25 protein-coding genes are annotated in these 23,232 nt (G+C 55.2%); 15 read left to right on the top strand and 10 right to left on the bottom strand.

Annotated features, from left to right (window positions below; translation table 11 throughout):
- Positions 1–53 precede the first annotated feature (53 nt).
- From BM029_RS10220 to BM029_RS10205, 4 genes are read left to right on the top strand one after another with little or no spacing between them, the layout of a single operon-like run.
- A complete protein-coding gene (locus BM029_RS10220; RefSeq protein ID WP_092435616.1) occupies positions 54–1,634 on the top strand; it encodes an ABC transporter substrate-binding protein in 1,581 nt (526 codons plus the stop codon).
- A gap of 1 nt (position 1,635) precedes the next feature.
- Positions 1,636–2,940 carry an acyl-CoA thioesterase/bile acid-CoA:amino acid N-acyltransferase family protein gene (locus BM029_RS10215; protein ID WP_092435525.1) on the top strand — a complete coding sequence of 435 codons (1,305 nt, stop codon included), beginning with the start codon at positions 1,636–1,638 and terminating at the stop codon, positions 2,938–2,940.
- On the top strand, positions 2,937–3,488 hold the full coding sequence (locus tag BM029_RS10210; protein ID WP_092435522.1) for a CMD domain protein: 552 nt from the start codon (positions 2,937–2,939) through the stop codon (positions 3,486–3,488). The genes BM029_RS10215 and BM029_RS10210 overlap by 4 nt, the downstream gene beginning before the upstream one ends.
- A complete protein-coding gene (locus BM029_RS10205; protein ID WP_092435519.1) occupies positions 3,485–4,069 on the top strand; it encodes a peroxidase-related enzyme in 585 nt (194 codons plus the stop codon). Before BM029_RS10210 ends, BM029_RS10205 begins: the two co-directional genes overlap by 4 nt.
- A gap of 9 nt (positions 4,070–4,078) precedes the next feature.
- On the opposite strand, the gene BM029_RS10200 is transcribed toward BM029_RS10205, so the two are convergent.
- Positions 4,079–5,041 carry a LysR family transcriptional regulator gene (locus tag BM029_RS10200; RefSeq protein WP_092435517.1) on the bottom strand — a complete coding sequence of 321 codons (963 nt, stop codon included), beginning with the start codon at positions 5,039–5,041 and terminating at the stop codon, positions 4,079–4,081.
- 250 nt (positions 5,042–5,291) lie between these two features.
- On the opposite strand from BM029_RS10200, the gene BM029_RS10195 reads away from it, so the two are divergent.
- The 5 genes from BM029_RS10195 (at position 5,292) to BM029_RS10175 (ending at position 9,852) form a co-directional block, all read left to right on the top strand.
- On the top strand, positions 5,292–6,113 hold the full coding sequence (locus BM029_RS10195; protein WP_092435514.1) for an ABC transporter substrate-binding protein: 822 nt from the start codon (positions 5,292–5,294) through the stop codon (positions 6,111–6,113).
- 82 nt (positions 6,114–6,195) lie between these two features.
- Positions 6,196–6,894 (top strand): amino acid ABC transporter permease, encoded by a 699-nt coding sequence (locus BM029_RS10190; RefSeq protein WP_092411667.1) that lies wholly within the window; start codon positions 6,196–6,198, stop codon positions 6,892–6,894.
- Positions 6,895–6,896: 2 nt separating this feature from the next.
- Positions 6,897–7,652, top strand: coding sequence for an amino acid ABC transporter permease (locus BM029_RS10185; protein WP_092435511.1), 756 nt, complete (start codon positions 6,897–6,899; stop codon positions 7,650–7,652).
- 82 nt (positions 7,653–7,734) lie between these two features.
- A complete protein-coding gene (locus BM029_RS10180) occupies positions 7,735–8,463 on the top strand; it encodes an amino acid ABC transporter ATP-binding protein (RefSeq protein WP_092435613.1) in 729 nt (242 codons plus the stop codon).
- Positions 8,464–8,574: 111 nt separating this feature from the next.
- Positions 8,575–9,852 carry an aminotransferase class V-fold PLP-dependent enzyme gene (locus tag BM029_RS10175; protein WP_092435508.1) on the top strand — a complete coding sequence of 426 codons (1,278 nt, stop codon included), beginning with the start codon at positions 8,575–8,577 and terminating at the stop codon, positions 9,850–9,852.
- A 78-nt stretch (positions 9,853–9,930) separates the two neighbouring features.
- Here the strand turns inward: BM029_RS10175 and BM029_RS10170 are convergent, their stop codons facing one another.
- Positions 9,931–10,725, bottom strand: coding sequence for a type IV pili methyl-accepting chemotaxis transducer N-terminal domain-containing protein (locus BM029_RS10170; RefSeq protein WP_092435506.1), 795 nt, complete (start codon positions 10,723–10,725; stop codon positions 9,931–9,933).
- 237 nt (positions 10,726–10,962) lie between these two features.
- Between BM029_RS10170 and BM029_RS10165 the strand changes: the two genes are divergently transcribed.
- From BM029_RS10165 to BM029_RS10150, 3 genes are all read left to right on the top strand, one after another.
- Positions 10,963–11,994 (top strand): MBL fold metallo-hydrolase, encoded by a 1,032-nt coding sequence (locus BM029_RS10165; RefSeq protein ID WP_092435503.1) that lies wholly within the window; start codon positions 10,963–10,965, stop codon positions 11,992–11,994.
- 413 nt (positions 11,995–12,407) lie between these two features.
- Positions 12,408–12,632, top strand: a complete 225-nt coding sequence (locus BM029_RS10155; RefSeq protein WP_092435500.1) for a hypothetical protein — start codon at positions 12,408–12,410, stop codon at positions 12,630–12,632.
- Between the two features lie 98 nt (positions 12,633–12,730).
- Positions 12,731–14,107 (top strand): FAD-containing oxidoreductase, encoded by a 1,377-nt coding sequence (locus tag BM029_RS10150; protein WP_092435497.1) that lies wholly within the window; start codon positions 12,731–12,733, stop codon positions 14,105–14,107.
- Positions 14,108–14,163: 56 nt separating this feature from the next.
- Here the strand turns inward: BM029_RS10150 and BM029_RS10145 are convergent, their stop codons facing one another.
- From BM029_RS10145 to BM029_RS10120, 6 genes are all read right to left on the bottom strand, one after another.
- Complete coding sequence (locus BM029_RS10145; protein WP_092435608.1) at positions 14,164–14,793, bottom strand: malonic semialdehyde reductase; 630 nt, start codon at positions 14,791–14,793, stop codon at positions 14,164–14,166.
- 88 nt (positions 14,794–14,881) lie between these two features.
- On the bottom strand, positions 14,882–15,811 hold the full coding sequence (locus BM029_RS10140) for an MlaD family protein (protein WP_092435494.1): 930 nt from the start codon (positions 15,809–15,811) through the stop codon (positions 14,882–14,884).
- 18 nt (positions 15,812–15,829) lie between these two features.
- Positions 15,830–16,636 carry an ABC transporter ATP-binding protein gene (locus BM029_RS10135; RefSeq protein WP_092435491.1) on the bottom strand — a complete coding sequence of 269 codons (807 nt, stop codon included), beginning with the start codon at positions 16,634–16,636 and terminating at the stop codon, positions 15,830–15,832.
- Positions 16,637–17,761, bottom strand: a complete 1,125-nt coding sequence (locus BM029_RS10130) for an MlaE family ABC transporter permease (protein WP_092435488.1) — start codon at positions 17,759–17,761, stop codon at positions 16,637–16,639.
- A gap of 66 nt (positions 17,762–17,827) precedes the next feature.
- Positions 17,828–18,586, bottom strand: a complete 759-nt coding sequence (locus BM029_RS10125) for an alpha/beta hydrolase family protein (RefSeq protein WP_092435486.1) — start codon at positions 18,584–18,586, stop codon at positions 17,828–17,830.
- A 117-nt stretch (positions 18,587–18,703) separates the two neighbouring features.
- A complete protein-coding gene (locus BM029_RS10120; protein WP_092435483.1) occupies positions 18,704–18,916 on the bottom strand; it encodes a hypothetical protein in 213 nt (70 codons plus the stop codon).
- Between the two features lie 212 nt (positions 18,917–19,128).
- Between BM029_RS10120 and BM029_RS10115 the strand changes: the two genes are divergently transcribed.
- Both BM029_RS10115 and BM029_RS10110 read left to right on the top strand, forming a co-directional pair.
- Positions 19,129–19,449, top strand: a complete 321-nt coding sequence (locus BM029_RS10115) for a DUF190 domain-containing protein (protein WP_092435480.1) — start codon at positions 19,129–19,131, stop codon at positions 19,447–19,449.
- Between the two features lie 28 nt (positions 19,450–19,477).
- The gene (locus tag BM029_RS10110) at positions 19,478–20,071 is read left to right on the top strand and encodes a VTT domain-containing protein (protein WP_244544994.1); all 594 of its coding nucleotides are present in this window, start codon (positions 19,478–19,480) and stop codon (positions 20,069–20,071) included.
- Between the two features lie 59 nt (positions 20,072–20,130).
- Here the strand turns inward: BM029_RS10110 and BM029_RS10105 are convergent, their stop codons facing one another.
- Complete coding sequence (locus BM029_RS10105; RefSeq protein ID WP_092435477.1) at positions 20,131–21,720, bottom strand: MFS transporter; 1,590 nt, start codon at positions 21,718–21,720, stop codon at positions 20,131–20,133.
- 336 nt (positions 21,721–22,056) lie between these two features.
- Between BM029_RS10105 and wrbA the strand changes: the two genes are divergently transcribed.
- On the top strand, positions 22,057–22,677 hold the full coding sequence (gene wrbA / locus BM029_RS10100) for an NAD(P)H:quinone oxidoreductase (protein ID WP_092435473.1): 621 nt from the start codon (positions 22,057–22,059) through the stop codon (positions 22,675–22,677).
- Positions 22,678–22,824: 147 nt separating this feature from the next.
- On the opposite strand, the gene BM029_RS10095 is transcribed toward wrbA, so the two are convergent.
- Positions 22,825–23,220 (bottom strand): hypothetical protein, encoded by a 396-nt coding sequence (locus BM029_RS10095; protein WP_092435602.1) that lies wholly within the window; start codon positions 23,218–23,220, stop codon positions 22,825–22,827.
- Positions 23,221–23,232: the final 12 nt, after the last annotated feature.

The following is a 23,232-nucleotide window of genomic DNA, read 5'->3' as shown; positions in this document are numbered from 1 at the left end:
GACCTGACCGATCAACCGATTACTCCCATGAACACCAACCGAGGATGATGCAAATGAAAAAAACGCTTCTTTCCAGCCTGCTGGCGATTGCCTTGCTGGGCGTGGCCGCCAGCGCACAAATTCAGGCACAGACGCTGAATATCGCTTTCGCCGATCCCTTGTCGTCGCTCGATCCGCAACTCAATAATCATGCCGGCGACCGTTCCGTCGACCTGCATTTCTGGGATCTGCTGGTAGAAAACAATTACAACAAGCTGCAACCCGGCCTGGCAGCGAGCTGGAAGAATATCGACCCGAAGACCTGGGAGTTCAAGCTGCGCAATAACGTCAAATGGCAGGATGGCACGCCGTTTACTGCTGCCGACGTGATTTTCTCGTATCAGCGCGCACGCAGTGTGCCGGGTAGTGTGGCGACTTTCGCCGGCTACCTGCGCACGGTCGAATCGGTGACCGCCAAGGATCCGTTGACTTTGATTATCAAGACCAACATCCCTAATCCCGATCTGCCGCTGAACCTGGCGTCGGTGCATATCGTCAGCAAGCATATCGGTGAAAAATCCAGCACCGAGAACTACAACAGCGGCGTCGCCGAAGTCGGCACCGGTCCGTATAAATTCGTTGCCTACACGCCGGGTGACCGTGTCGTCATGGAACGTAGCAATGATTATTGGGGCGCCAAGCCAATATGGGAAAAGGTTAACTACCGCTACATCAATAATGCCGCTGCACGCACTGCGGCATTGCTGTCCGGCGATGTCGACGTGATCGACAAGGTCTCGGTATCGGACCTGGCCAAGCTCAAGCAGTCGCCGAACGTCAAGGTTTTCCCTTACAACGGTTTGCGCGTATTGTTGTTGCAACCTAGCTTCCATCAAGGCGCCAATCCATACATCACCGATAACAACGGTAAACCTCTGGAAAAGAATCCGCTCCTCGACGTCCGCGTGCGGCAAGCCATGACGCTGGCGATCAATCGCAAGGCGCTGGTCGACCGTATCCTGCAAGGTGCAGCTACCGAAGCCAATCAATGGATGCCGGCCGATACCTTCGGCTATAACCCGGATATCAAAAACATTCCCAACGATGTCAATCAAGCCAAGAAGCTGCTGGCCGAAGCCGGCTTTCCGCAAGGCTTCAAGCTGACCATCCATGTGCCTAACGACCGCTATCCGCAAGCGCCGGAAACCGCTCAGGCGATTGCCCAGTTCTGGACCCGTGTCGGCATCAAGACCCAGGTTGAAGTCTTGCCTTGGTCATCTTACGCGGCGCGCGCCAACAAGAATGAATTCGCAGTCAGCATGCTGGCATGGGGTAATGGCACCGGTGAAGCCAGCTACGCGTTGGTGAACGTACTGGCGAGTGTCGACAGCAAGAAGGGATTGGGCGCTTCGAACTGGGGCCATTACAGTAATCCGGCGATAGACAAGGCGCTTGCCGATTCCACCGCTGAATTCGATGCCGCCAAGCGCGAAGCGATCCTGCGCCAGGCGGCCAAGATCGTTTCCGACGATGCCGGCGTGATTCCGCTGTATCACTACCAGAATATCTGGGCAGCGAAAAAGGGCTTGAAAGTCACCCCGGTCAGCAGCGACCGCACCACCGCCATGATGGTGACCCAGGACGGGAAGAAATAAGATGCTTGAACTCAGCGCCAGTCCGGCCGACGACCTGATCGACGTCCCGCGCCGCATCGTCGTCAGCGGCGCGGAACCGGGCGAACTGGTGGAAATCAGCAGCCGCACGCTGCGGGCTGGCAATCCCTGGTGCAGCCGCGCCAGCTTTGTGGCCGATGCCCAGGGGCAGGTCGATCTGACTGTGGCGGCTGTGGTCGACGGTGACTATCCGGGCATTTCGGCGATGGGCTTGTTATGGTCGCAAGTGCCGGAGCAAGCCGGACGTCGTGAAGTGTTTAACGCTGACGTCCAACAGCCACTCGTTACAGTGTTGCATGCCACGGCCGCTGCCGGCAGCGTCTCCGCCGATCTGGTGCAACGTCTGTGTGGGGAAGGAGTGACACGCAGCGCATTGCGCGAAGATGGACTGGTCGGCACGCTGTTCCTGCCGGCCGGTGAAGGCCCGCATCCGGCGGTGATGATACTCAACGGTTCCGGCGGCGGTATCAACGAGGCACGCGCAGCTTTGTACGCATCGCGTGGTTATGCGGCTTTGGCGCTGGCGTATTTCAAGGCGCCCGGTCTGTCGGACTATATCTCCAACACACCTCTGGAATATTTTCAGAACGGACTCGACTGGATAAGGCGTAACCTCAAGCCTAAGTCGGATTTTGTCGCCATCAGCGGTCAGTCGCGTGGCGGTGAACTGGTATTGCTGCTCGGCGCGACCTTTCCGCAGCAAGTGTCGGCGGTGCTGGCCTATGTGCCGAGCGCTTTGGTGCATAGCGGGCAAAACGCCGCCGATCCGGCAATCGGGCGCGAAGGTCCGACCTGGCTCTTGAACGGCAAGCCCTTGCCGCATCAATGGGAAAACAATCGCACCGCCAGTTGGCTGCCGTTCGACCAGGGGCCGCCGCCACATCGTCACACGCTGGCGATGCTGACCGCCTTGCAGGACGAGGAGGCGGTCCGGCGGGCACGCATTCCGGTGGAGAAACTCCAGGCGCCGGTATTACTGCTGTCGGCCGGCGATGACGGGTCCTGGCCATCCAGCGTGTATGCCCGGATGGTCAGAGACAAGCTGCAAGAGGTTGCGCATCCGTATCCGGTCGAATGGCAGGACTACCCGGATGGGGGACATGCAATCCTGTTTCCGTACGTCCCGACCACCCAGCTGAGCTATGCCCACCCGGTCTCGGGACGGATCAGCACCGGTGGCGGCCAGCCGGCGCCAAATGCCGAAGCCGACAGGCATTCCTGGCAACAGGCACTGGCGTTCCTGCAACGCGCGGTCGCTGCACACACATCTAAAAAGGAAAACTCATGACGACGCAAACATACGACATCGGAAATGATGTCATCGATCAGCTAGTCGGCTTGCAGCCGGATGGCAGCACCCACGCTCTGCGCCATCAGCGCGAAAAGGTTGCCGCTGCGACGCAAGGCAGCTACGACACACTGTTCGATCCGGCATTGGCCGGCATCGGCCTGGATGAACGGCTGCTGGTGGCGCTGTATGCCTGCCGCCTGAGCGGTGCCAGCGATCTGGCAGGGCATTACCGCGAGCGGCTGGTGTCGCAGGCTGTAGATGTGCAGGAATTGACAGCTGCGTCGGAAGGGCAGCCGGAACAACTGCCGGCCGGCCGCATGCGCGCCATGCTGATCTATACGCGCGCGTTGACGCAACGTCCGGTCGAGGGTGATCAGGACGCACTGAAGAGCTTGCCTGCCGCCGGCATCAGCACGCCGGCAGTGGTGGCGCTGTCGCAACTGATTGCTTTCATTTCATATCAAGTGCGCGTGGTTGCCGGTTTGAAGGCGATCGAACTGGCCACGAAATTGGCCACATCGTCGTTGCGCAAGGAGCCAGCATGAGCACTATCGTCAAGTCGCATGGATTCACCAATGAAGTGCTGGACTGGAAAGCATGGCTGGACGTGATCGATATCGAGAACGCCACCGCCGACCAGATCAAGGTGCTGGAAGAAAGCCATCCCAAGGCCAAAGTGTCGGACTATTACCTGTTCCTCGGCCACCAGCCGGATATCCTGCGCCAGCGTTCGGCGGCTTTCAACGCCATCATGTACGCACCGGGCGGCATGTCGCGGGCCGAGCGCGAGCTGGGTGCAATGGTGGTCTCGCGTATCAACGGCTGCGTCTATTGTGCGTCGGTCCATGCGCAACGCTTTGAACAGCTGGCGAAACGTAACGATACCGTGCAACAGGTTTTCGACGATCCGTACCAGGCCGGGATCAATGCGCGCGAGCAGGCGATTTCGAAATTCTCGGCGGAACTCACCGATACGCCTGGCGAACTGAGTGCCGTCAGCGTCCAGGCACTGCAAGAAGCTGGTTTGACCGAATTGGAAATTCTCGACCTGATTCACTCGGTGGCAATTTTTGCGTGGGCCAACCGGTTGATGCTGAATCTGGGGGAGCCGGTGTATCCAGCTTAAATTTTCGAGTTAAAACAGATCTACGCCAGATCTTCCTTTGACTTTCAAACCGATATCGTCAGTATCGACTTCATCGGTTTGAAACAAATCGGAGAAGTCGCAGCATTCCTGGGCTAGCATGATGATCGATGAAATGAAAACGCTTTTGCGCTCGCCCCGGTAAAGGGCGACATAGGAAATCTCCGGTAGAGCAGGGGAGGTTTGCACAATCTCGAGTGCGCCTCGCTCTACCAGTGAACTCAGGCATTGCTCTGGCAGATAGCTGACGCCCAGTCCCGATACCGTCAATCCGATCAGCGCAACCAGGCTGTTGCAACTGATCGAGTTGGCGGAAGAAATGGTCTGGGATTTGAACCAGCGGTCATAAATGATTCCGGTCCCCGACATATTGCCTTGCGTCAAAATTGTGTGCGACGCCAGCTCATGCATGCGTAATACGCGCGATGTGGGCAGCAAGCCAGGTTTGCACATCCAGACGCTCCTGACCATGGCCAGCGGTATCAGGGAAAACCTGGCTTCTGCAAAGGCGTCGGGAGTGATGATGATATCGACTTCATCGGCCAATAACTTGTCGCGCAAATTCACACTCAGGTCGACATCCGGTTCGATCACTACTTTGGGGTAATGGGTACGGACCAGCCGCACCAAACGAGGGAGCCAGGTCATGGCAGTCAACTCGGTGACCCCGATCCGCAAACGTCTTTCCACGATCTCCGGCGTGCTGAACTGTTCGATCGCCAAATCCCGCTGCTCCAGCAGGCGTTTGGCGATGAGCAACATTTCTTCCCCTTTTTCCGACAATCGCGCCTGCCGATAATTGCGGTCGAACAGCTCTGTGCTAAGAGCCGATTCGAGTTCTTTTATGCGTTTGGATATCGCTGATTGCGTGGTATTGAGATGCCTGGAAGCAGCTTCGAAACCGCCGAGCTGCGCTATCCAGTAGATGGCTTCCAGTTGCTTGAAGGAAAACATGGCTATTCATCCCCTGTGTTTGATCACGTATATTAGATCACCATTACATCACTTAAAGCGATGATAATTCATAATTAAATATCGCTTTTTTATATTATTGCGACATTCTATTATTCTCATATCGATAAACATTTCCTGACAAGGAACCCTGCGGGGGCGGGGACGTCTGGCTTATTTATTTGGCTTATTTAGTTAGCTTATTTGTTCGAATCATTTATTCACCATAAATCGACTTTAAACGGGAGACTTCATGTTTAACATCAAAAGCGCCGCCTTGATTGCCACTGTCTTATCGGTTTTCAGCGCTTCCGCGTCAGCAGACCAACTTGCCGACATCAAGCAAAAGGGCACACTCGTTTGCGGCACTCTCGGGACGGCTGAACCGTTTAGCTTTCCTAACCCGACTACCCGCGAGGTACAGGGTTACGACGTGGATTTTTGCAAAGCCGTTGCCAAGAACCTGGGCGTGAAACTTGAACTGAAGCTCATCTCCGTCGCCGCCCGCATCCCCGAACTTCAGCAAAACCGGGTTGACCTGCTTGCCGCGAATCTCGGCTGGACAGCGGAGCGCGCTCAACAAATCGCCTATAGCGATAGCTATTACGTCAGCTTGACCAAGGTCGCCACGAAACGGTCCGACGGGTACAAAACGCCTTCAGACCTCGCCGGCAAGCGGGTCAGTGCGCCCAAAGGTTCTACCTCTGAAATGGCAGTGCGGTCCGCCATCCCAACCGCTACAACAGTAACCTTCCAAGATCCGCCTGCCGCTTTTATGGCCATGCAGCAAGGCAAGGTCGATGGTTTTGCCGTCTCTGAATTGATGCTGCTCAAGTTCAAGCAACAGACTGAAACCACCACAACCCCAATCGACATCCTCGAACCGGCAGTGTTAAACGAGGCATGGGGAATCGGCATGCGTAAAGACGAGACGGCGTTCATAAAGCAGGTAAACAGCACGCTTGAATCGATGGAGAAATCCGGTGAAGCGGCTCAGATCTTCGACAAGTGGCTTGGCGCTAACACACCGTACAAGCTGCACCGCGGCTTCAAAATCGCACCGATCAAGGGTTAATCCCGTACCCGGGGCAATCTCGCAATCATGGCGATCCTGCATTGCGGGATCGCTGCAGGTTATTTCATAAGGCCTCTTTTCCATGAACCTGAAGCTTGATTTCTCGATCTTGCTGGACGAAGCGTATCGGCGATGGATCGTTGAGGGTGTCAGTACGATGCTTCAGCTAACCGCTTTTGCGTGGGTGCTGGCAATGGCGCTCGGAACACTGCTGGCGCTGATCCGCATGACGCAAAACCGTTGGGCCGAGCGTGCTGTTTCAGTCTACGTGGAGTACCACCGCAACGTGCCGATGCTGGTGCAGATATTCATATGGTATTTCGGCGTGCCGACCTTGCTGCCGCTTTCTGTCCAGCACTGGATTAACGCCCAGCACAGCGAGTTCATTTTTGCGTTCATCGCCGTTGGCACCTGCATGGCGGCTTATATGTCCGAAGATATTCGAAGCGGGATTCGTTCCATACCGAAATCGCAGCTGGAAGCTTCACGTGCGTTGGGATTGAGCTATCTGAAAGCGTTTCGCCTGATCATCCTGCCGCAAGCAGTGCGTATTGCGTTGCCGACCCTGATCAGCCACACCGTGCTGTTATTCAAGAATACCAGCCTGGCAATGGCCATCGGCGTCGCCGAGCTGACTTATGCCACGCGCGAAATTGAAGCCCAATCGTTCAAGACTGTCGAAATCTATATTGTGGCTACTTCCATCTATCTCGCGATATCGCTGTTGATCATGGCAGCTGGCGCAGGACTTCAGCATCACTACCGCATCAAGGCCAGGTAATCATGACCGACATTTTCGACATCTTGCGCGACAACTGGCTTTTGCTGCTTATCGGGCAATACCCTAACGGACCTCTCGGCGGCCTGGCAATTACGCTGATCCTGTCGATTGCGGGACTGGCGCTGGCGCTTCCGATCAGCGTCCTGCTGGCAATCGCTCGCGTCAGCCCCATCCGATGGATTCGCCTGCCTGCCACGGTCGTCGTGTACGTGGTGCGCGGGGTTCCCTTGGTCATGTTTATCTTCTGGGTGTATTTTTTCGTGCCTTTGCTGATTGGGAGGACTGTCAGCGGCTTTACCACGATGCTGGTGACGCTGGTCATCTATCAGGCTGCCTACCTTGCCGAAGTGATTCGTGCAGGCATTGAAGGATTACCGAAAGGGCAGGCCGAGGCATCAATGGCGCTTGGCATGAGCTACATGCAAACCACCGTGAAAATCATCCTGCCGCAGGCGCTCTACAACATGGTGCCGGCGATGGTGAGCCAGTTCGTTTCCACCATTAAGGAAACCTCTTTAGGTTATGTCATCAGTGTCAATGAGCTGACCTTTGCGGCAAATCAGGTTAACTCTACTCTGCTGACCAAGCCGTTTCCGGTGTTCATGCTGCTGGCGCTGATCTACTTCTTGCTGTGCTTCACGCTGTCGCAGTTCGCGCATTTCCTGGAAAAACGCATCACCAATAAACGCGCAGGCATCGGCAGCAAAAAATTGGCCGCACAAGACGCAAATCTCGGGATGGCGCAAGCGGTCGAATGATGGTTCTTGAAATTGGAATATCTCAATCATGTCAATTATGACCTCCAACAACAGCAACAGTGACCGTGACAGCACGGCGAAAATGATCACTTTCGACTGCGTGAACAAGTGGTACGGCTCCTATCACGCACTCGCGGACGTTTCGGCCGAAGTCGCAAAGGGCGAAGTAGTAGTGGTTTGCGGTCCCTCGGGTTCCGGCAAATCGACGCTGATCCGTACCGTGAATCGGCTGGAAGAGATTCAAAAGGGAAAGATTGTCTTTGACGGACAAGATATCTATGTCCCTAAACTCGACCTGAACCACTTCCGTGCGCGGGTTGGCTTTGTATTCCAGAGTTTTAACCTTTTTCCGCATCTGTCCGTCCTCGATAACATTGTTATGGCGCCAGTCAATGTACTTGGCACAAAGCGCGCGCAAGCCCGAAGCCGCGCCTTCGAACTGCTGGAACGGGTTGGCTTGACGGCTAAAGCCGACGCTTTCCCGGGGCAACTCTCCGGCGGCCAGCAGCAACGAGTTGCCATTGCCCGCGCGCTGGCCATGAATCCACCGGCCATGTTGTTCGACGAGCCCACCAGCGCGCTCGATCCGGAAATGGTGGGTGAAGTGCTGCAGGTGATGAAGAGCCTGGCGCGCGACGGCATGACGATGATCTGCGTCACGCATGAGATGGGGTTCGCGCGCGAAGTTGCCGACTACGTCTGGTTCATGGATCAGGGCCGGCTGATTGAAACCGGAACGCCTGAAGATTTCTTTTTGCGGCCGCAAAGCGAGCGCGCTCAGAAATTCCTGTCCGATCTGCGCTCTCACTAACGACTCATCCAAGGACAAGCGACCAGGCGCAATCGACGCTTATCGAAAATTGTATCTGAATCAGGTCGCCGCAATGCCGGATCGACCGCTTTTTAAAAGGAAATGTTGGCCATGGATTTGAACCAGGGAGTATTTTTTTCGGACGAGTTGATGCAGGAAATAAAGAGCCGGTTCCACTATGTCGATAGTGATCCGGATAACCGGGAACGGCTCTATTTTGACAATGCCGGTGGCTCTTTCCGTCTCAAGAAAGCAGTTGAGCAATTTGCCAGGGCAGACTCGATTCCAGACAACCCGGAACGGATTCACCAGACCGCGCTGTCCTTGCAGAAAATGCAGGCAGTCGGAACCGCGGATGTCAGGACGATCCTGAACGCCACTGGCGGTAGCGTTTATTCCTCTTTGACGGCATCCGCAGCGATGTTCGACATGGTCAGGGCGGTCGCTGAAAATGTTAGCGGCACCAATATGGTGACCACCGTGCTGGAGCACCCGTCGGCGTTTGATGCGATGACGTTCTACGCCAAAAAACTCGGCAAGGAACTTCGCGTCGCCAGGAGCAATCCGGTTACTGGCGGCGTGGACGTAGACGAGATCGCAAAATTGATAGATCGGGATACATGTCTCTTGAACGTGATGTATGCCTCCAATATCTCTGGCGCCAAATTCGATATCGAAAATATCGTCAAAACGGCACGTCAGATCAATCCTGATTTATTTATTCTGGTGGATGCGGTACAGCATGCTCCCCATGGCGTAATCGATCTGCAACAAACTCCGGTCGATGGCATCAACATCGCTCCCTACAAGTTCTTTGGTTGCCGCGGATCAGGCATTTCATGGTTATCTGACCGGGCGTCGGTATTGCCGCACCATAAATTGGGCGGTAAGAAGGAAAATTTCTGGGATCTTGGCAGCGCGGCACCCTGGCAGTTTTCAGTTGTTACCGAAATCGTCGATTATGTGTGCTGGCTTGGCGGGAAATTTACGGATAGCGATGAAAGGCGTGCGCTTTTCGTGTGCGGGATTAACCAGATCGCGCTGCACGAAAGGGCTTTGCTGTCGAGAATGCTTAACGGTACGGCTGAAACTGCGGGCCTCCGGCGCTTGAACGGCGTCAAGGTGTTCCTGGATTATGAAGATCTGGCAAAACGGGATTTGATCGTTGCCATCGGCATTGACAACCTGGATCACACCCAGGCCGTCAGGGAATATGAGAAGAGGGGCGTTATCGTCTATGAACGCGCATCTTCGAGTATCTATTCAAAGCGGATGCTTGAATCGTTCGATATGGACGGCGCCGTGCGGATATCGCCGCTGCACTGCAATTCAGCGCAAGACATAGATAAATTTCTGCAGGTGACAGCGCAGTTATGTCACGTATCCTGACCGGGGCCGGGTTCAATTGAAGAGTCGGCCGCTTAACAAGCCTGAACAGACCTGGCTGGCCGGCCCATCAATTATTTGTCAGCCAAGCTGCTGATACAAGCCGGTAACGCCATCCATTACCTCCAGTATCCGTTCGCTGGTGGTGGCGACGTTGATCGCAAATTGCTGATGGTTTCTTTGATCTCCGCTTTGACGCAACGCGCCGTCAAAGAACATCCATTGCTGTTGCGCCAGGAGCAGTTCGTCGCGGATTCTTGCCGTATTGCCGGATGAACTGTTCAGGATTTGCATGCCGGCTGTGAACTCCTTGCGAGCCTGTTCCAATTTGCCCATGGCATCGGCCGGCGCCACATCCCATTGCAGCGCCTGATAAAATTTAGCCATTCTTTGCGACAGCATGCGTTGGCGTCCAGAGATGTTTACCAATTGTCCGCTTGTGCTGCCGGAATATTTTTCCAGTTGTACCGTGGCAGTTTGCGCCATCGCGAGTAGATTTTCATTGATGACCATGATGTTTCTGGCGTCTTGCTGATTAGGCGTTTTCCCGACCAGTACCTGTTTGTAGCTAAGCCAGGTTTTCTCCATTTCGGCCAGTACCAGCTTGTTATCGTTAGTTGGCGCAAAAGTGCGGAGCTCGGCAAGCTGACGTTCAAACAGGTTAAGAGAGGCATCCAGGATTTTCCTGGAGCGCTCGGCATCGATCGTTTGTCCTAGTTGCAAATAGGCCTTGGCCAAACGCTGCGACAGCATCCTTTGTCGTCCCGACTTGTTGATGGCGTCGTTGATGTTGAGAATCTGCGCCACCGTATAGGAAAATACGTCCAGGCTACCTGCGATGACAATCGTCTTGCCAAGAAAATTTCTTCTGTCCATTTTGTTGCTCTCCGTTATTGATTGACGTTTGTTTCCAAGCTGCAAATTTCATGCCTGATTTCAGTCACCAAAACGGGGCGTGCGATCATCAGAAGGCTGCGGCTTGTTACAAATTATTTGCACTTGCTAGTTTACTTTTGCTTGATTTAAACTACACTGTGTAGTGTAATAATTCTTTACTCTCCGACAGCAGCAAAGAATCGTCAACTAACCGGCATTCAAACCAGGAAAAGCAGCATGGCAAGTGAAACGCTCAAGGCTTTCGATGCGAATATTCAGCCGCAATCTTCGCAGTGGCGCGACGGCAAGTTCAGGAATCGTCGTCCTATGCACAAAAACGGCTTGTGGAAGATATTGCAAATTCTGTGGCGCTTCACTTTCGACAAGCCAGCCGGAACCGTGCCGGCCAAACCGGTCCCGGTGCAAGCGATTAGTAGCGCGCAATTGCTGGCTGCGCCGGATCGTTCACTGTTCCGCCTGGGGCATTCCACCATGCTGTTGAAGTTGCGCGGCGAATTCTGGCTGACTGACCCGGTGTTTTCCGAGCGCGCCTCTCCTTTCCAATGGATCGGCCCTAAACGCTTTCATCAACCGCCAATCAGCATCGCCGAGCTGCCTCCCATCAAAGGCGTGATTTTGTCGCATGACCATTATGATCATCTGGATTACGACGCAATCCTGCAGCTGGCGGGCAAGGTGGAACATTTCCTTGCGCCGCTGGGAGTAGGGGACACGCTGATCAAATGGGGTGTGCCGGCAGAAAAGATTCAACAGCTGGACTGGTGGCAAAGTACCTGGGTAGGCGGCCTGCAACTGGTGGCGACACCGGCGCGTCACTTTTCAGGGCGCGGCCTTGGCGACGGCAACCGGACTTTGTGGGCTTCCTGGGTGATACTGGATGACGACCTGCGGCTGTTCTTCAGTGGCGATGGCGGCTATTTCGAAGGTTTCAAGGAAATTGGCAACCGCTACGGGCCGTTCGACCTGACCATGATAGAAACCGGGGCTTACGACCATGACTGGCCAGACGTACACATGCAGCCGGAACAGACCCTGCAAGCCCACCTTGATCTGGGCGGCAAGCACTTGCTGCCGGTGCATAACGGTACCTTCGACCTTGCCCTGCATGCCTGGCAAGATCCGTTCGAGCGAATCGTCGCGCTGGCCGAACAACACGGAGTGCCGGTAAGCACCCCGCAGATGGGCGAGTTGCTTAGTCTTGCGACGCCGCAGGCAGGGCGCCGCTGGTGGCGGGAACAGCCTGTCTAACCCGGAATAGAGCTACGATTTTGCCAGAGGAAAAAATAGATAAATCGATTGTGTGCGAGAGCGAGTATCGCTTGCTCGTGACTGAATTCGACTTCTTGTGGGGCCGTAATACAAACTTGCAAGAACAAGCTCGCATGGAGCGCATCATTAGCTTGATCAATGCTTTTGAAGAAAATCGCCGCCAGGAAATTTTCTCGGAGGAATAGGCACGTAATTGGTGCGCATCAGAGAAGGAATGTTATTTCCTGTCGATTACGCTCTGGCAGCTGCGGCAAGAGAGAAGTGCTAAATCTTTTGAAGTTGCGTAATTCATGGCTGAAATAACACGAATATTTACCTGCAAGACCCAATTCAATTTCGTGAATAACTGATTCTGGACATGTTAGGATTGCCTTGCCATCAAGGAGGCGGTCATGACGCATGAATTTGAATACAAAGGCATCCATTACTCGGTCACAGTCTATGAGGAAATAAAAGGACGATGGACCTGGTCCTTCCAAATCGAGGATGGCGTAATTCGCAAATGCGTCGACTTGCCAATGGAGCAAGAGGAAATTGCGCGCAAAGAAGTCATGCGCAAAGTCAAATGGATTATTGACCATAAAAAATGGCTCCAGCCCTCCCGGTTAGAGTCGTGACACGCAGCGAACAATGTCAAGGGAATGGGTATAGAGTTTCATCTTGAGTCAATCGGCGCGAACGTACTGCAGCGGTCAACCTGCAAACGGGGGAGAATATGGTCCAGCGATACGATGCAATTGTCATTGGCACCGGGCAATCCGGTCCATCCCTGGCTGTACGGCTTGCGCAAGCCGGTCGCAAGACCGCTATCATAGAACGCAATCGCTTCGGCGGGACCTGCGTCAATACCGGTTGCATACCCACCAAGACGCTGATTGCGAGTGCCCGTGTGGTGCACATGGCGCGTCGTGCCGCCGAATTCGGCGTGCTGATCGATAGCCCGGTCCGGGTCGACATGGCACGTGTCAAGGCGCGTAAGGATCTGATCGTCAGGCAATCCAATGAAGGTGTCGCCGACTGGCTAAAAAATACCCCCAATCTTACGGTGATCGAAGGGCACGGCTGTTTTGAGAGTCCGCACGCGGTACGGGGCAATGGCGAGTTGCTGGAAGCGGACGAAATTTTCATCAATGTCGGTGGACGCGCCGCGATACCCGATATACCCGGTCTGGGGGATATCGATTTCCTGACCAACTCCAGCATGATGGAGGTGGATTTTCTGCCGCAACACCTGGTGATTGTCGGCGGCAGCTACATCGGCCTGGAGTTCGCGCAAATGTATCGCCGCTTCGGCAGCGAGGTCACGGTGATAGAAGGCGGGCCGCGGCTGATAGGGCGGGAAGATGAACAGGTATCGGCAAGCATTCGCGACATCCTGGAGGACGAAGGGATTCGAATCCGGCTTGCCGCCAAAATTCAACGTGTCGAAAAGCGCGGCGATGCGGTAGTGATTACCGTGAACGACAATGAAGCATCGGACGAAATCTCAGGTTCTCATTTGCTGCTCGCGGTCGGACGTATCCCGAACACCGATGACCTCGGTCTCGATAAGGCGGGCATCAAGACCGATCAACGCGGGTATATCGTGGTGGATGACAAACTTTGCACCAATGTACCGGGAATCTGGGCGCTGGGCGACGTCAATGGCCGCGGGGCATTCACCCATACGTCTTACAACGACTATGAAATTGTGGCCGCCAATCTGCTCGACCATGACTCACGCAGCGTAGCCGATCGTATTCAGGCGTATGCGCTGTTCATCGATCCGCCGCTGGGCCGGATCGGCATGACTGAGCGGGAAGTGCGTGCGTCCGGCCGGAAAGCACTGGTCGGTACGATGATGATGACGAGAGTCGGGCGCGCGCGTGAACGTAGCGAAATCCAGGGATATATGAGTGTGCTGGTGGATGCCGAAACGAAAAAAATTCTCGGCGCAATGTTGCTCGGCATTGAAGGCGATGAGGTGATCCATTCGATCCTGGATGTCATGTATGCCGGTGCGACATACACAACCATCCAGCGTGCAATGCACATTCATCCGACTGTTTCGGAACTGGTGCCAACGTTATTAGGCGACCTGAAGCCGTTGTAGCCGTAAACTAAGCGAAAAACGGATCGAAAAACGAGGCGGCTCTCGCCCCAAATCAATCAAAGTAATTTGCATGCCTCGTCGAAATCGAGTCGAGGACTGCGTGGGAACAGCTTATCCGGATCTCCATAACCCAGATTGCACAGGAAATTGGTTTTGATGTGGCTGTCCGGGAAATATTCATACTCGAAATTCAGCGGTTTCGTCACTGGAAAAAATTCGTGATCCACTTTCACCTGGTCGAATCCTGACATCGGGCCGCAGTCCAGGCCTAAGGCGCGCGCCGCCAGCATGAAATAGGCTCCCTGCAACGAGCTGTTGCGCCTTGCGGTAACCTCTGCAAGTTCCGGTGTGTCCGCGAACCAGGCGCGGGCATCGGCATGCGGAAACAGCTTAGGCAGCTGCTCATAGAATTTCCCGTCGTAGCCGATGATGGCAGTGACCGGGGCTGCCATGGTCTTGTCCACATTTCCAGGGGCCAGCGCCGGCCGCAGCCGTTCCTTGGCTTCCGGTGTGCGCAGGAACAGAATACGTGCCGGCGAACAATTGGCGCTGGTCGGGCCCCATTTCATCACGTCATAAAGGCGGCGCAGAAGATCGTCGCCTACCGGTTTGTCCAGCCAGGCATTGTGTGTGCGGGCTTTAAAGAACAAAAGGTCAAGTCCGTCGTCGCTTAATTGCTGGGTCATGATGATCACCTCACAGTTGGTTGGATTCTTCGGGTTGGACACATTGGTGCTTTCGACACACCAGTATAGTTGGCATGGATTAGAAAAATCAATGTATCTCGGCCGGTGCCGCAAATCCAACTTCACCCGGCCCGGGTGGCGGCAGTTTTCTTCCGAATAGAATGCTTTGCGGTTGCTGCTGTACGTCCGACAATACGCGATCCAGCGCATGGGAACTATGCGAAAAATCGTTGATCATGACGTGTAACTGCGGCAACGTATCCTTTAAATCCTGGCTGGTCTGGCCCAGGTTGTCCGCAGTGCTGCCAATACGATCCAGTGTATCCACGCGCGTGCGGACTTCTTGCGTGAGACTGTTTAAGTTAGAAAGCAAGGGATCCATGCGCGCCAGGGCTTTGTCGGTGCGGGTGCTGATGGCAGGAAGCTTCTGCAGCGTCGGTTGCAGTTCGGTGGCGAGGTCGGCGATCCGGCCCGATGCGGTCTTGAGGTTAACGATCGTCAGCGACAACTCTTTCAGATTGTCGTCATTTAGCAGTTTGTTCAGCCGTTTTGCCGCCAGGCCTGTGTCGCGCAGTAACTCCTGCCCCGAATTGCCGATCTGATCGAAAAACGATGGCCGCATCTCGATCTGGCCTATCTCGTCTGGCTTGAGCACGAGTTTTTCCGGTTTGTTGCCATCGTCGTCCAGTTGCACGAATGACAGGCCGGTGATGCCCAGGTAACTCAGCTGCGCATAAGTACCCTGGTTGATGGGAGTGCCCTTGTCGAGGCCGATCTTGATCAGGATGACGTGCGGGTCGGTCGGGGAAAACTGGATATCCTTGACCTTGCCTACATCCACGCCACGCAGCCGCACCGGAGCGTTGCGGTTGAGGCCAGACACCGGCGTCCTGGATAGCAGCAGATAATCCTGCTGGTCGACTGTATCGCCGTTCAGGCGGATCGCCACCAGTATCAATCCGATGCAGAGCGCCACCAGGAACAGGCCGGCGGAGAGGGCGTGTGCGCGGTTTTCCATTAACCATCTCCTTATGTTTTATGCAACGCTCAAACCGACGGCCATCTTGTCGCGGAAATCCTTGACGTTTTCCTGCTCGCAACGCTTGATGTGGCCCAGGAAAAAATTCTGCACGAATGGATCGGGGTGGTGCACGATGTCCCACAGCGGGCCAACTGTCAGCAACTGCTGGTTGGCCAGCACGGCTACCCGATCCGACAGCGCCAGCAGGGTATCGACATCGTGCGTCACCATGACCACGGTCAGATTCAGCGCGCGACGCAGAGATTCGATCAGTTGTACAAAGCCGTGGCTGCGTTCCGGATCGAGGCCCGCGGTCGGTTCGTCGAGGAACAACAGCTCCGGATTGAGCGCCAGCGCGCGCGCCAGCGCGACGCGTTTGACCATGCCGCCGGACAATTCTGCCGGCATCTTGTTGGCGCTCATGGCGTCAATTTCCACCAGGTCGAGTTTCATCATCACCAGCTCACGTATCACGTCTTCAGGCAACGCTTTGAGTTCGCGCAGCGGCAGCGCAACATTGTCGAATACGCTCAGTGCCGAGAACAATGCACCTTCCTGGAACAGGACGCCCCAGCGATTGCGGGTCTGGCGAAGGTCGGCGTTGGGGCAGCCCTGCAAGGGAACATCGAACACCCTGATGGTGCCACGGCTGGGAGCTTCCAGCCCGAGCATGAGGCGCAGCAGGGTGGTCTTGCCGCTGCCTGAGCCGCCGATGATCGCCATCACTTCGCCGTAATTCACTCGTAAGGTGAGATCGCGATGGATGACGGTACTACCGTATTGTGTCCATACGGCGTTGATGTCGATGATGTTGTCCGGCATTTAGAAACCCACATTCGAAAAAATCACTGCAAATATGGCGTCTACGATGATCACGATTGTGATCGACGTAACCACCGAATCCGTGGTGCTGGCCCCCAGGCTCTCCGTGTTTGGCTGGATTTGCAATCCATAATGGCAGGCGATTAATGCGACCAACATGCCGAAGACGGAACCTTTGCACAGGCCAAGCCACAGGTTGGCGATCGGCACCGCGGCAGGCAAGCCGTGCAGAAACTGCCGATAACCGATATCCAGCTGAAGGTAGGCCGACAACATGCCGCCGAGCAGCGCGGCCATGTCGCTCCAGACTATCAACAGCGGCAAGGTGATGGCTAGCGCAACGACCTTTGGCAGAACCAGGCGCTGGGTATGCGAAATGCCCATGGCTGACAAGGCATCGAGTTCGCGGGTCACGCGCATGACCCCGAGCTGCGCCGTCATCGACGAACCGGAACGTCCTGCCACCAGGATGGCGGCCAGTATCGGCCCTAGCTCGCGCACAATGCCTAAGCCAAGGATATTGATGATGAAGACGTCGGCGCCATAGTTTTTCAATTGGATCGACGACAGATAACTCAGCACCACGCCGACCAGAAATCCAACCAGTGCGGTGATGGCCAGCGCCTGGCTGCCGGTGCGATGGATGTTGGCGGAGATTTCGCGCCACGGGATATCGCTCGGGTGACGCATCAGATAGATGCAGTCCAGCAGCAGATTGCCTGCCAGGATCGTGATGAGATGCAGACTCTTGCAGAACGACAGCAAGCCCTGGCCAAGTTTCACCAGCAGCTCGAGCCGATCGCGCGGCACTGGCGGCGGTGGTGAAAATGGCTTGTCCGCGAGATTTGCGAACATGTCTTCATACTCAGGCTTGAGCAGGATGTCAGGCCGGCGCCGGCCCCACATGCGCCACAGGAACAGCGCGCCGGCGGCATCCAGTTGCTGGATCGCGCGCAGGTCCCATCTGGCATTGCGGTCTTTAGCGTAATGCGCCAACTGCGGCCGCAAGGTGGCGGCGTCAGGCAAAATGACGCGCAACAGCCAGGTGCCGCTGACTTCAATCCGGTTGGTGCCGTCGGTATCGGTCACGCGCAGCAGACGTGGCGGCGTCATGGTGATGGCCATGTCTACGGCAACGCCTTAACGAAGCAGATCGCCGCTGGCATGTCATGCAAGCGTTTGGGTAAGATATCAAGAAACATAACGGTGGCTCCATGCTGCGATCATATTTGCCACATAAGTTGCATCATGCTTACGCGTCAGGAGATGATCGGCATCGTCGAGCGATAAAAAACTCTTCGGATGTTTTGCCGCCGTAAAAATATGCATGGCGTTCGAGATGTCGACAGTGGTATCACGCGGCGCATGCATCACCAGCAATGCCTTCCTGAGGTGGGCGATCTTGTGATTCAATTGCTGCTCCCGCGCATCCTGAAGGAACTGGTGCTTGATCTTGAAACGCCGGCCGGATAGTTGCACTTCCGCTTCGCCGTTGACTTCGATCTCGCCAATTTGATCCCGGAACAACCCGGTGACATGGGTCGGATCGCTGGGGGCGGCGATAGTGACGACCGCGCGGACTTCCGGAATATCGGCGGCAGCTGACAGCACAGCAGCACCGCCGAGGCTATGCCCGATGATCAGCGCCGGAGCGCGATAAACCTGGCGCATATGGTCGGCAGCGGCAATCAGGTCCGCCACATTCGAGGAAAAATTGGTATTGGCGAATTCGCCTTCGCTGGCGCCGAGGCCGGTGAAGTCAAAACGCAGTACGGCAATGTGATGGCTGGTCAGGGCCTGCGCGATGCGGCTGGCAGCGAAAATGTCCTTGCCGCAAGTGAAACAATGGGCAAACAGGGCAAAGGCGTGCGGCTCTCCTGACGGCGCATCGAGCCGCGCCGCCAGCTTTTGTCCGTAAGCGCCTACGAAATCAGTGCGTTCGCTTATCATTCGCCACTCTCCGCCAATCTGGGTTGGGGTCGGGAAATTTAATATAAATGCATTGAATATGAATTCGGGTGCTATGGCACGATATTACGCCTCAACGCTGATAATTTCTCGAAATGATCAAGATGGGACGATCTCGCACCATACGCAATCAGTGCCGATCCACCGCAAAAGATCCGTCAGCAAGATGTTGGCATCAAAAGAGATGACGATAGCCAGGAAGAGAGCTATCAACGTCACAAAAAATCTTAAAACCTTTCGCCAATTGTCCATGCCGCCACTGTAGGGAATCCAATAATCACGGAGGTGATGATGTTTCATTTCTGTAGTCATCGCACTAACTCCTTATTCGATGAAACGTCGTGAGATGGAATAGCTGGTGGTAGTAACTGTGGGATCCCGATTTTTCAAGGCAAGATTGTTGGGTGATGCAAAAATGCAACATGTTGATATGCGCAAATCTTCAACAATTCCTCTGCCACCGATTCATATTAGACGAGTGCCAACTATACTGAAAGCGGGACCATCCTCTTTGCGGAGGTAATATGAAAGGCTTTCAGCTAGAGTTTTTTACCCAGCAGGATCGGCGCCACAAGGGCAAGCAGCTGTCGAACTGGCTGCTTGACGTTGCTCAATCGCATGGCATTCGCGGGGCAACCGTTTTTACCGGCGCCATCGGCTACGGGCACGACCGCCGATTCCATTCGGCGCATTTCTTCGAACTTGCAGATCAACCGGTGGAAGTCACCATGGTAGTGAGTGAAGAGGAGTCGGATCGCTTATTCGAGTTTTTGCTGCAAGAGGGTGTGCATATGTTCTATGTCAAGTTGGCGGTCGAGTTTGGCAAAATCGGCCTGCCGGATTGAATGCTGGAATGTATTGTAGATTGTCACCATGTTCAGCCACATTAACCTGCGAGAGCCTGCCATGCGCCGCTACAAACGGCTGTTGATCGTTGCCCTGTTTCTGGCGGTGCTATTTGCCGTATTTCAGATTTCCGGCCTTAGAGGCCATTTCAATTTAGCGTTTCTTCATCAACAGATCGTCGACAATAAAATCAGCGGCTTGCTGGTCTTTGTCTTGCTGTTTTGCCTGGGTAACCTGATTCAGGTACCCGGCTGGATATTTCTCGCGGCGGCGGTACTGGCACTGGGGAAATCCTGGGGTGGCCTGGCGACCTATATCGCGGCAATTATCTCTTGTGTATTTACTTTCCTGACAATACGTTTCGTCGGCGGCGATGCAATGCGAGAATTGAATAACCGTTATGCGTTGAGGCTACTCCGTAGCCTGGATGCGCATCCGATTAAGAGCGTCGCGTTGTTAAGGGTATTGTTTCAGACTGTTCCTGCCCTTAATTACGCGTTGGCTTTGTCCGGCGTGAAGTTTTATAAATACCTGATAGGCACCATGCTCGGTTTGCCATTGCCGATCATGTTGTATTGCCTATTTTTCGATTATATTGGCAAGGCGCTGCATGTATCTTGAGGGCATTGTGACTTAGAAGCCGTTGAAGATCTTCTGCGTCAAAGAGAAGCGCGAAATACTCAGGTTTTTTGTTCTTCCTGAGGGCGGTTGCCAATCAACATCCAGGCGCTCAAGGCACTGCCCAGTGCTAGAAACGCCGAGAGTAACATCACCCAGCGGAAACCCGACACGTACGACTGGCCAATGGCGTTTTTCAGGGCTGCCTGCTCCCGTTCGCTCGCTTCTGACGGCAACACGATTGCAGCAAGTTTGGCGCGCTGCACCTCGACCGCGTGTAACTTTTCCGGGGCAATATGCAGGGTCTTGAGATGGCGGTCCAGGCTGGTATTGAACGCCAGGTTCATCACAATGCCGAACACTGCAATGGCCAGCAGGGCGGCGGTGCGCGAGACGGCGTTGTTGACCCCTGATGCGGCGCCGGCGAGACTCTGGTCGACCGCATTCATGACCGTCGTGGTCAACGGCGCGACACTGATCGACATGCCGAATCCAAGCACCAACACTGCCGGAAAATAACTGGCCCAATAACTGCCGCCTATGCCGGGAAGCGCGAACAAGGCGAATCCGATTGCCGCAATTGCCGGACCAATCACGAGCGGCCTCTTGGCGCCGTAGCGGTCAACCAGTCCGCCGCTCCACCGTGACATGGAAAACATCAGTAGTACAAACGGTAGCAACGCAGCACCGGCGGCGACTGCAGAATATCCCTGCACCAGGATCAGGTTCAACGGAAGAAAGTACAGACCGCCGCCAAGCGCCGCATACAGCAAGAGCGTCAGCAGATTCGCCCCGCTGAAATTGCGGGAGTGGAATAGGCGGAGTGGCAGCATCGGGGCTGGATGCCGCAACTCGACTCTGATGAATACGGCGATCATCAGCACAGCCAGAACCAGCGTGGTAATCACCGCCACATCGCTCCAGCCTTTGTTTGACGATTCAATCAAACCGTAGACCAGGCAACCGAGCCCGATACTGGCCAGCGCGGCGCCGGTCCAATCCAGGCTGCCTGAGGCGCGCGGGTCGCGGCTTTCAGGGACGTATCTGAACGTCAGGATAATGACCAGCAAGGCGAGCGGAACGTTGATCAGAAACGCCAGGCGCCACGAAACATGCTCAATCAGGAAGCCGCCGACCACCGGTCCGATCGCGGCAGTGATTGCGGTGTATCCGGACCAGGTGCCGATCGCTTTGCCGCGTTCGATTTCAGGAAACGAAGCACTGATGAGGGCCAGACTGCCGGGAACCAGCAAGGCGCCGCCGATTCCTTGCACCGCCCGGGCGAAAATCAATTGCATGACGTTGCCAGTCAGGCCGCACCAGACAGACGCGACAGCAAATAACCCGACGCCAAGGGTAAACACGCGGCGCCGCCCGAACCGGTCGCCCGCGGAGCCGCCAACCAGCAGCAGCGCCGCCAGGAACAGGGCGTAGGACTCAACCACCCACTGCACATCGGTAGCACTGGCACCGAATGCGCGTTGCAAGGCGGGCAGGGCGACGTTGACCACGGTGCCATCGATAAACACCATGCTTGAGGCGAGTATCGTGGCCGAGAGCACCCACGGGCGCGCGCTGCGCTTACACAGCGAATCCGCCGCAGTGTCGGCGACTGTGCCCTCGTCGCGAGGGCGGACAGGCGATACAGCCATTATCATCACTCCCGCATGGGCTGGCGTTCGCCAAGCATAGCGTAATTTGTAATTTGTGTGGAAAGCCATAGCCGGAATTCGGGGCTGGCGATCTGAATACGTCGATCACCTGTGTCGTAGGATCGTCGCCGATGACCGCCTTAACGGCGAAATCCGCATTGCATTATGCTCTCCAGTAGCTACACTTAACTCGGACAATTTGAAGTGCCTGAATGGATCATCGCCCCTGAAAAGATGGGAAATTGTCATGAGTTAAGAACTCAGAAACAAATAAGCAAATCTGTCACACAGCTACAGCGAACGAAGAATAGGCCGACCATCCAAAGGAGAGCGTCCATGACAACCAAGATACAGGTGGTGTTCTACAGCATGTACGGACACATTTACGAGATGGCCGAAGCCGTCGCTGCCGGAGCACGCGAGGTCGCCGATACAGACGTTACGCTGTACCAGGTTGCCGAGCTGGTGCCTGACGACATACTCGAAAAAAGCGGCGCCAAGGCGGCCCGCGCGCCATTTGCACATATTCCAGTGATAACAGCGGACCAACTGAAGGACGCCGACGCGGTCATTTTCGGCACACCGACCCGGTTCGGGAACATGTGCGCCCAGATGCGCAACTTCCTCGATCAGACTGGCGGGCTGTGGATGAGCGGTGGCCTGATCGGTAAGGTCGGCAGCGTCTTCACCAGCACTGCGACCCAGCACGGCGGCCAGGAGACCACGATCACCAGCTTCCACAGTACGTTGCTTCATCAGGGGATGGTGATCGTCGGCGTGCCATATTCGGAGCAGGGGCTGCTCAACATGGATGAAATTACCGGCGGCACACCCTACGGCGCCTCGACGCTCACCAAAGGTGACGGATCGCGGCGGCCGAGCGCCAACGAACTCGCCATCGCGCGTTTCCAGGGCCGGCACGTGACTGAGATCGCGAAGAAATTGGCGGCGAAGTAGAGTACGGGCGTTGCGTGCCTGGAAGCCGGTAATGATGGCTAGATTGACCCGACTTCGACCGTAACGCTTGTCCCTATTGTCTATCTCGCATGATTGCTAAAATAATATTTTGACGGCAAAAAGGATCGGCTACTTCGTCGAAAAATGTCATATTGAAGCATCAACAATCAATTCAGGATTCAGCGCACGTATCCTCTTGTCGACGAAGTATCCACCCGCTTCGGTATAGCGTAAAAAATGGCGTTCGCAGACCAGGCATTTAGAAATCGTACATCGATTGTATGGGAAATAACGTGGCGCGATCGGGGCATTCGAAGATTCATAGCGCGTGCCTGCCGGATGAAATTCGACGAAGGTGGGTTCTTCGAAAGGATTTTCCATTAGCGTGCCGACGTCTTGAAGTTGCGACTCCGGAAATGACACCGGGATACTTTCCCAGCAGAGAAACGAGGCTCTTGCGCATGCACATTCGGTACTCACCTGTGCGGATCGATGCGCCAACTGGATGAGTTCAGCAATCTCTAATTTGGGAAGCGGGTACATAAAAGTGTGTCT

It is taken from the genome of Collimonas sp. OK607 (genome assembly GCF_900111995.1).
Lineage (GTDB): Bacteria > Pseudomonadota > Gammaproteobacteria > Burkholderiales > Burkholderiaceae_D > Collimonas.
Note: the sequence above shows the minus strand (reverse complement) of the source record. Positions and strands in the feature narration are given on the sequence as shown.

Bases quoted from the DNA above. Each gene is read 5' to 3' on its own strand.
- BM029_RS10105 (WP_092435477.1), bottom strand. From the start codon at position 21,720: ATGGCTGTATCGCCTGTCCGCCCTCGCGACGAGGGCACAGTCGCCGAC.
- BM029_RS10120 (WP_092435483.1), bottom strand. From the start codon at position 18,916: ATGACTACAGAAATGAAACATCATCACCTCCGTGATTATTGGATTCCC.
- BM029_RS10125 (WP_092435486.1), bottom strand. From the start codon at position 18,586: ATGATAAGCGAACGCACTGATTTCGTAGGCGCTTACGGACAAAAGCTG.
- BM029_RS10220 (WP_092435616.1), top strand. From the start codon at position 54: ATGAAAAAAACGCTTCTTTCCAGCCTGCTGGCGATTGCCTTGCTGGGC.
- BM029_RS10215 (WP_092435525.1), top strand. From the start codon at position 1,636: ATGCTTGAACTCAGCGCCAGTCCGGCCGACGACCTGATCGACGTCCCG.
- BM029_RS10190 (WP_092411667.1), top strand. From the start codon at position 6,196: ATGAACCTGAAGCTTGATTTCTCGATCTTGCTGGACGAAGCGTATCGG.
- BM029_RS10150 (WP_092435497.1), top strand. From the start codon at position 12,731: ATGGTCCAGCGATACGATGCAATTGTCATTGGCACCGGGCAATCCGGT.
- BM029_RS10205 (WP_092435519.1), top strand. From the start codon at position 3,485: ATGAGCACTATCGTCAAGTCGCATGGATTCACCAATGAAGTGCTGGAC.
- BM029_RS10200 (WP_092435517.1), bottom strand. From the start codon at position 5,041: ATGTTTTCCTTCAAGCAACTGGAAGCCATCTACTGGATAGCGCAGCTC.
- BM029_RS10145 (WP_092435608.1), bottom strand. From the start codon at position 14,793: ATGACCCAGCAATTAAGCGACGACGGACTTGACCTTTTGTTCTTTAAA.
- BM029_RS10195 (WP_092435514.1), top strand. From the start codon at position 5,292: ATGTTTAACATCAAAAGCGCCGCCTTGATTGCCACTGTCTTATCGGTT.
- BM029_RS10140 (WP_092435494.1), bottom strand. From the start codon at position 15,811: ATGGAAAACCGCGCACACGCCCTCTCCGCCGGCCTGTTCCTGGTGGCG.
- BM029_RS10170 (WP_092435506.1), bottom strand. From the start codon at position 10,725: ATGGACAGAAGAAATTTTCTTGGCAAGACGATTGTCATCGCAGGTAGC.
- BM029_RS10095 (WP_092435602.1), bottom strand. From the start codon at position 23,220: ATGTACCCGCTTCCCAAATTAGAGATTGCTGAACTCATCCAGTTGGCG.
- BM029_RS10155 (WP_092435500.1), top strand. From the start codon at position 12,408: ATGACGCATGAATTTGAATACAAAGGCATCCATTACTCGGTCACAGTC.
- BM029_RS10185 (WP_092435511.1), top strand. From the start codon at position 6,897: ATGACCGACATTTTCGACATCTTGCGCGACAACTGGCTTTTGCTGCTT.
- BM029_RS10115 (WP_092435480.1), top strand. From the start codon at position 19,129: ATGAAAGGCTTTCAGCTAGAGTTTTTTACCCAGCAGGATCGGCGCCAC.
- BM029_RS10210 (WP_092435522.1), top strand. From the start codon at position 2,937: ATGACGACGCAAACATACGACATCGGAAATGATGTCATCGATCAGCTA.
- BM029_RS10175 (WP_092435508.1), top strand. From the start codon at position 8,575: ATGGATTTGAACCAGGGAGTATTTTTTTCGGACGAGTTGATGCAGGAA.
- BM029_RS10110 (WP_244544994.1), top strand. From the start codon at position 19,478: ATGTTCAGCCACATTAACCTGCGAGAGCCTGCCATGCGCCGCTACAAA.
- BM029_RS10165 (WP_092435503.1), top strand. From the start codon at position 10,963: ATGGCAAGTGAAACGCTCAAGGCTTTCGATGCGAATATTCAGCCGCAA.
- BM029_RS10130 (WP_092435488.1), bottom strand. From the start codon at position 17,761: ATGGCCATCACCATGACGCCGCCACGTCTGCTGCGCGTGACCGATACC.
- wrbA (WP_092435473.1), top strand. From the start codon at position 22,057: ATGACAACCAAGATACAGGTGGTGTTCTACAGCATGTACGGACACATT.
- BM029_RS10135 (WP_092435491.1), bottom strand. From the start codon at position 16,636: ATGCCGGACAACATCATCGACATCAACGCCGTATGGACACAATACGGT.
- BM029_RS10180 (WP_092435613.1), top strand. From the start codon at position 7,735: ATGATCACTTTCGACTGCGTGAACAAGTGGTACGGCTCCTATCACGCA.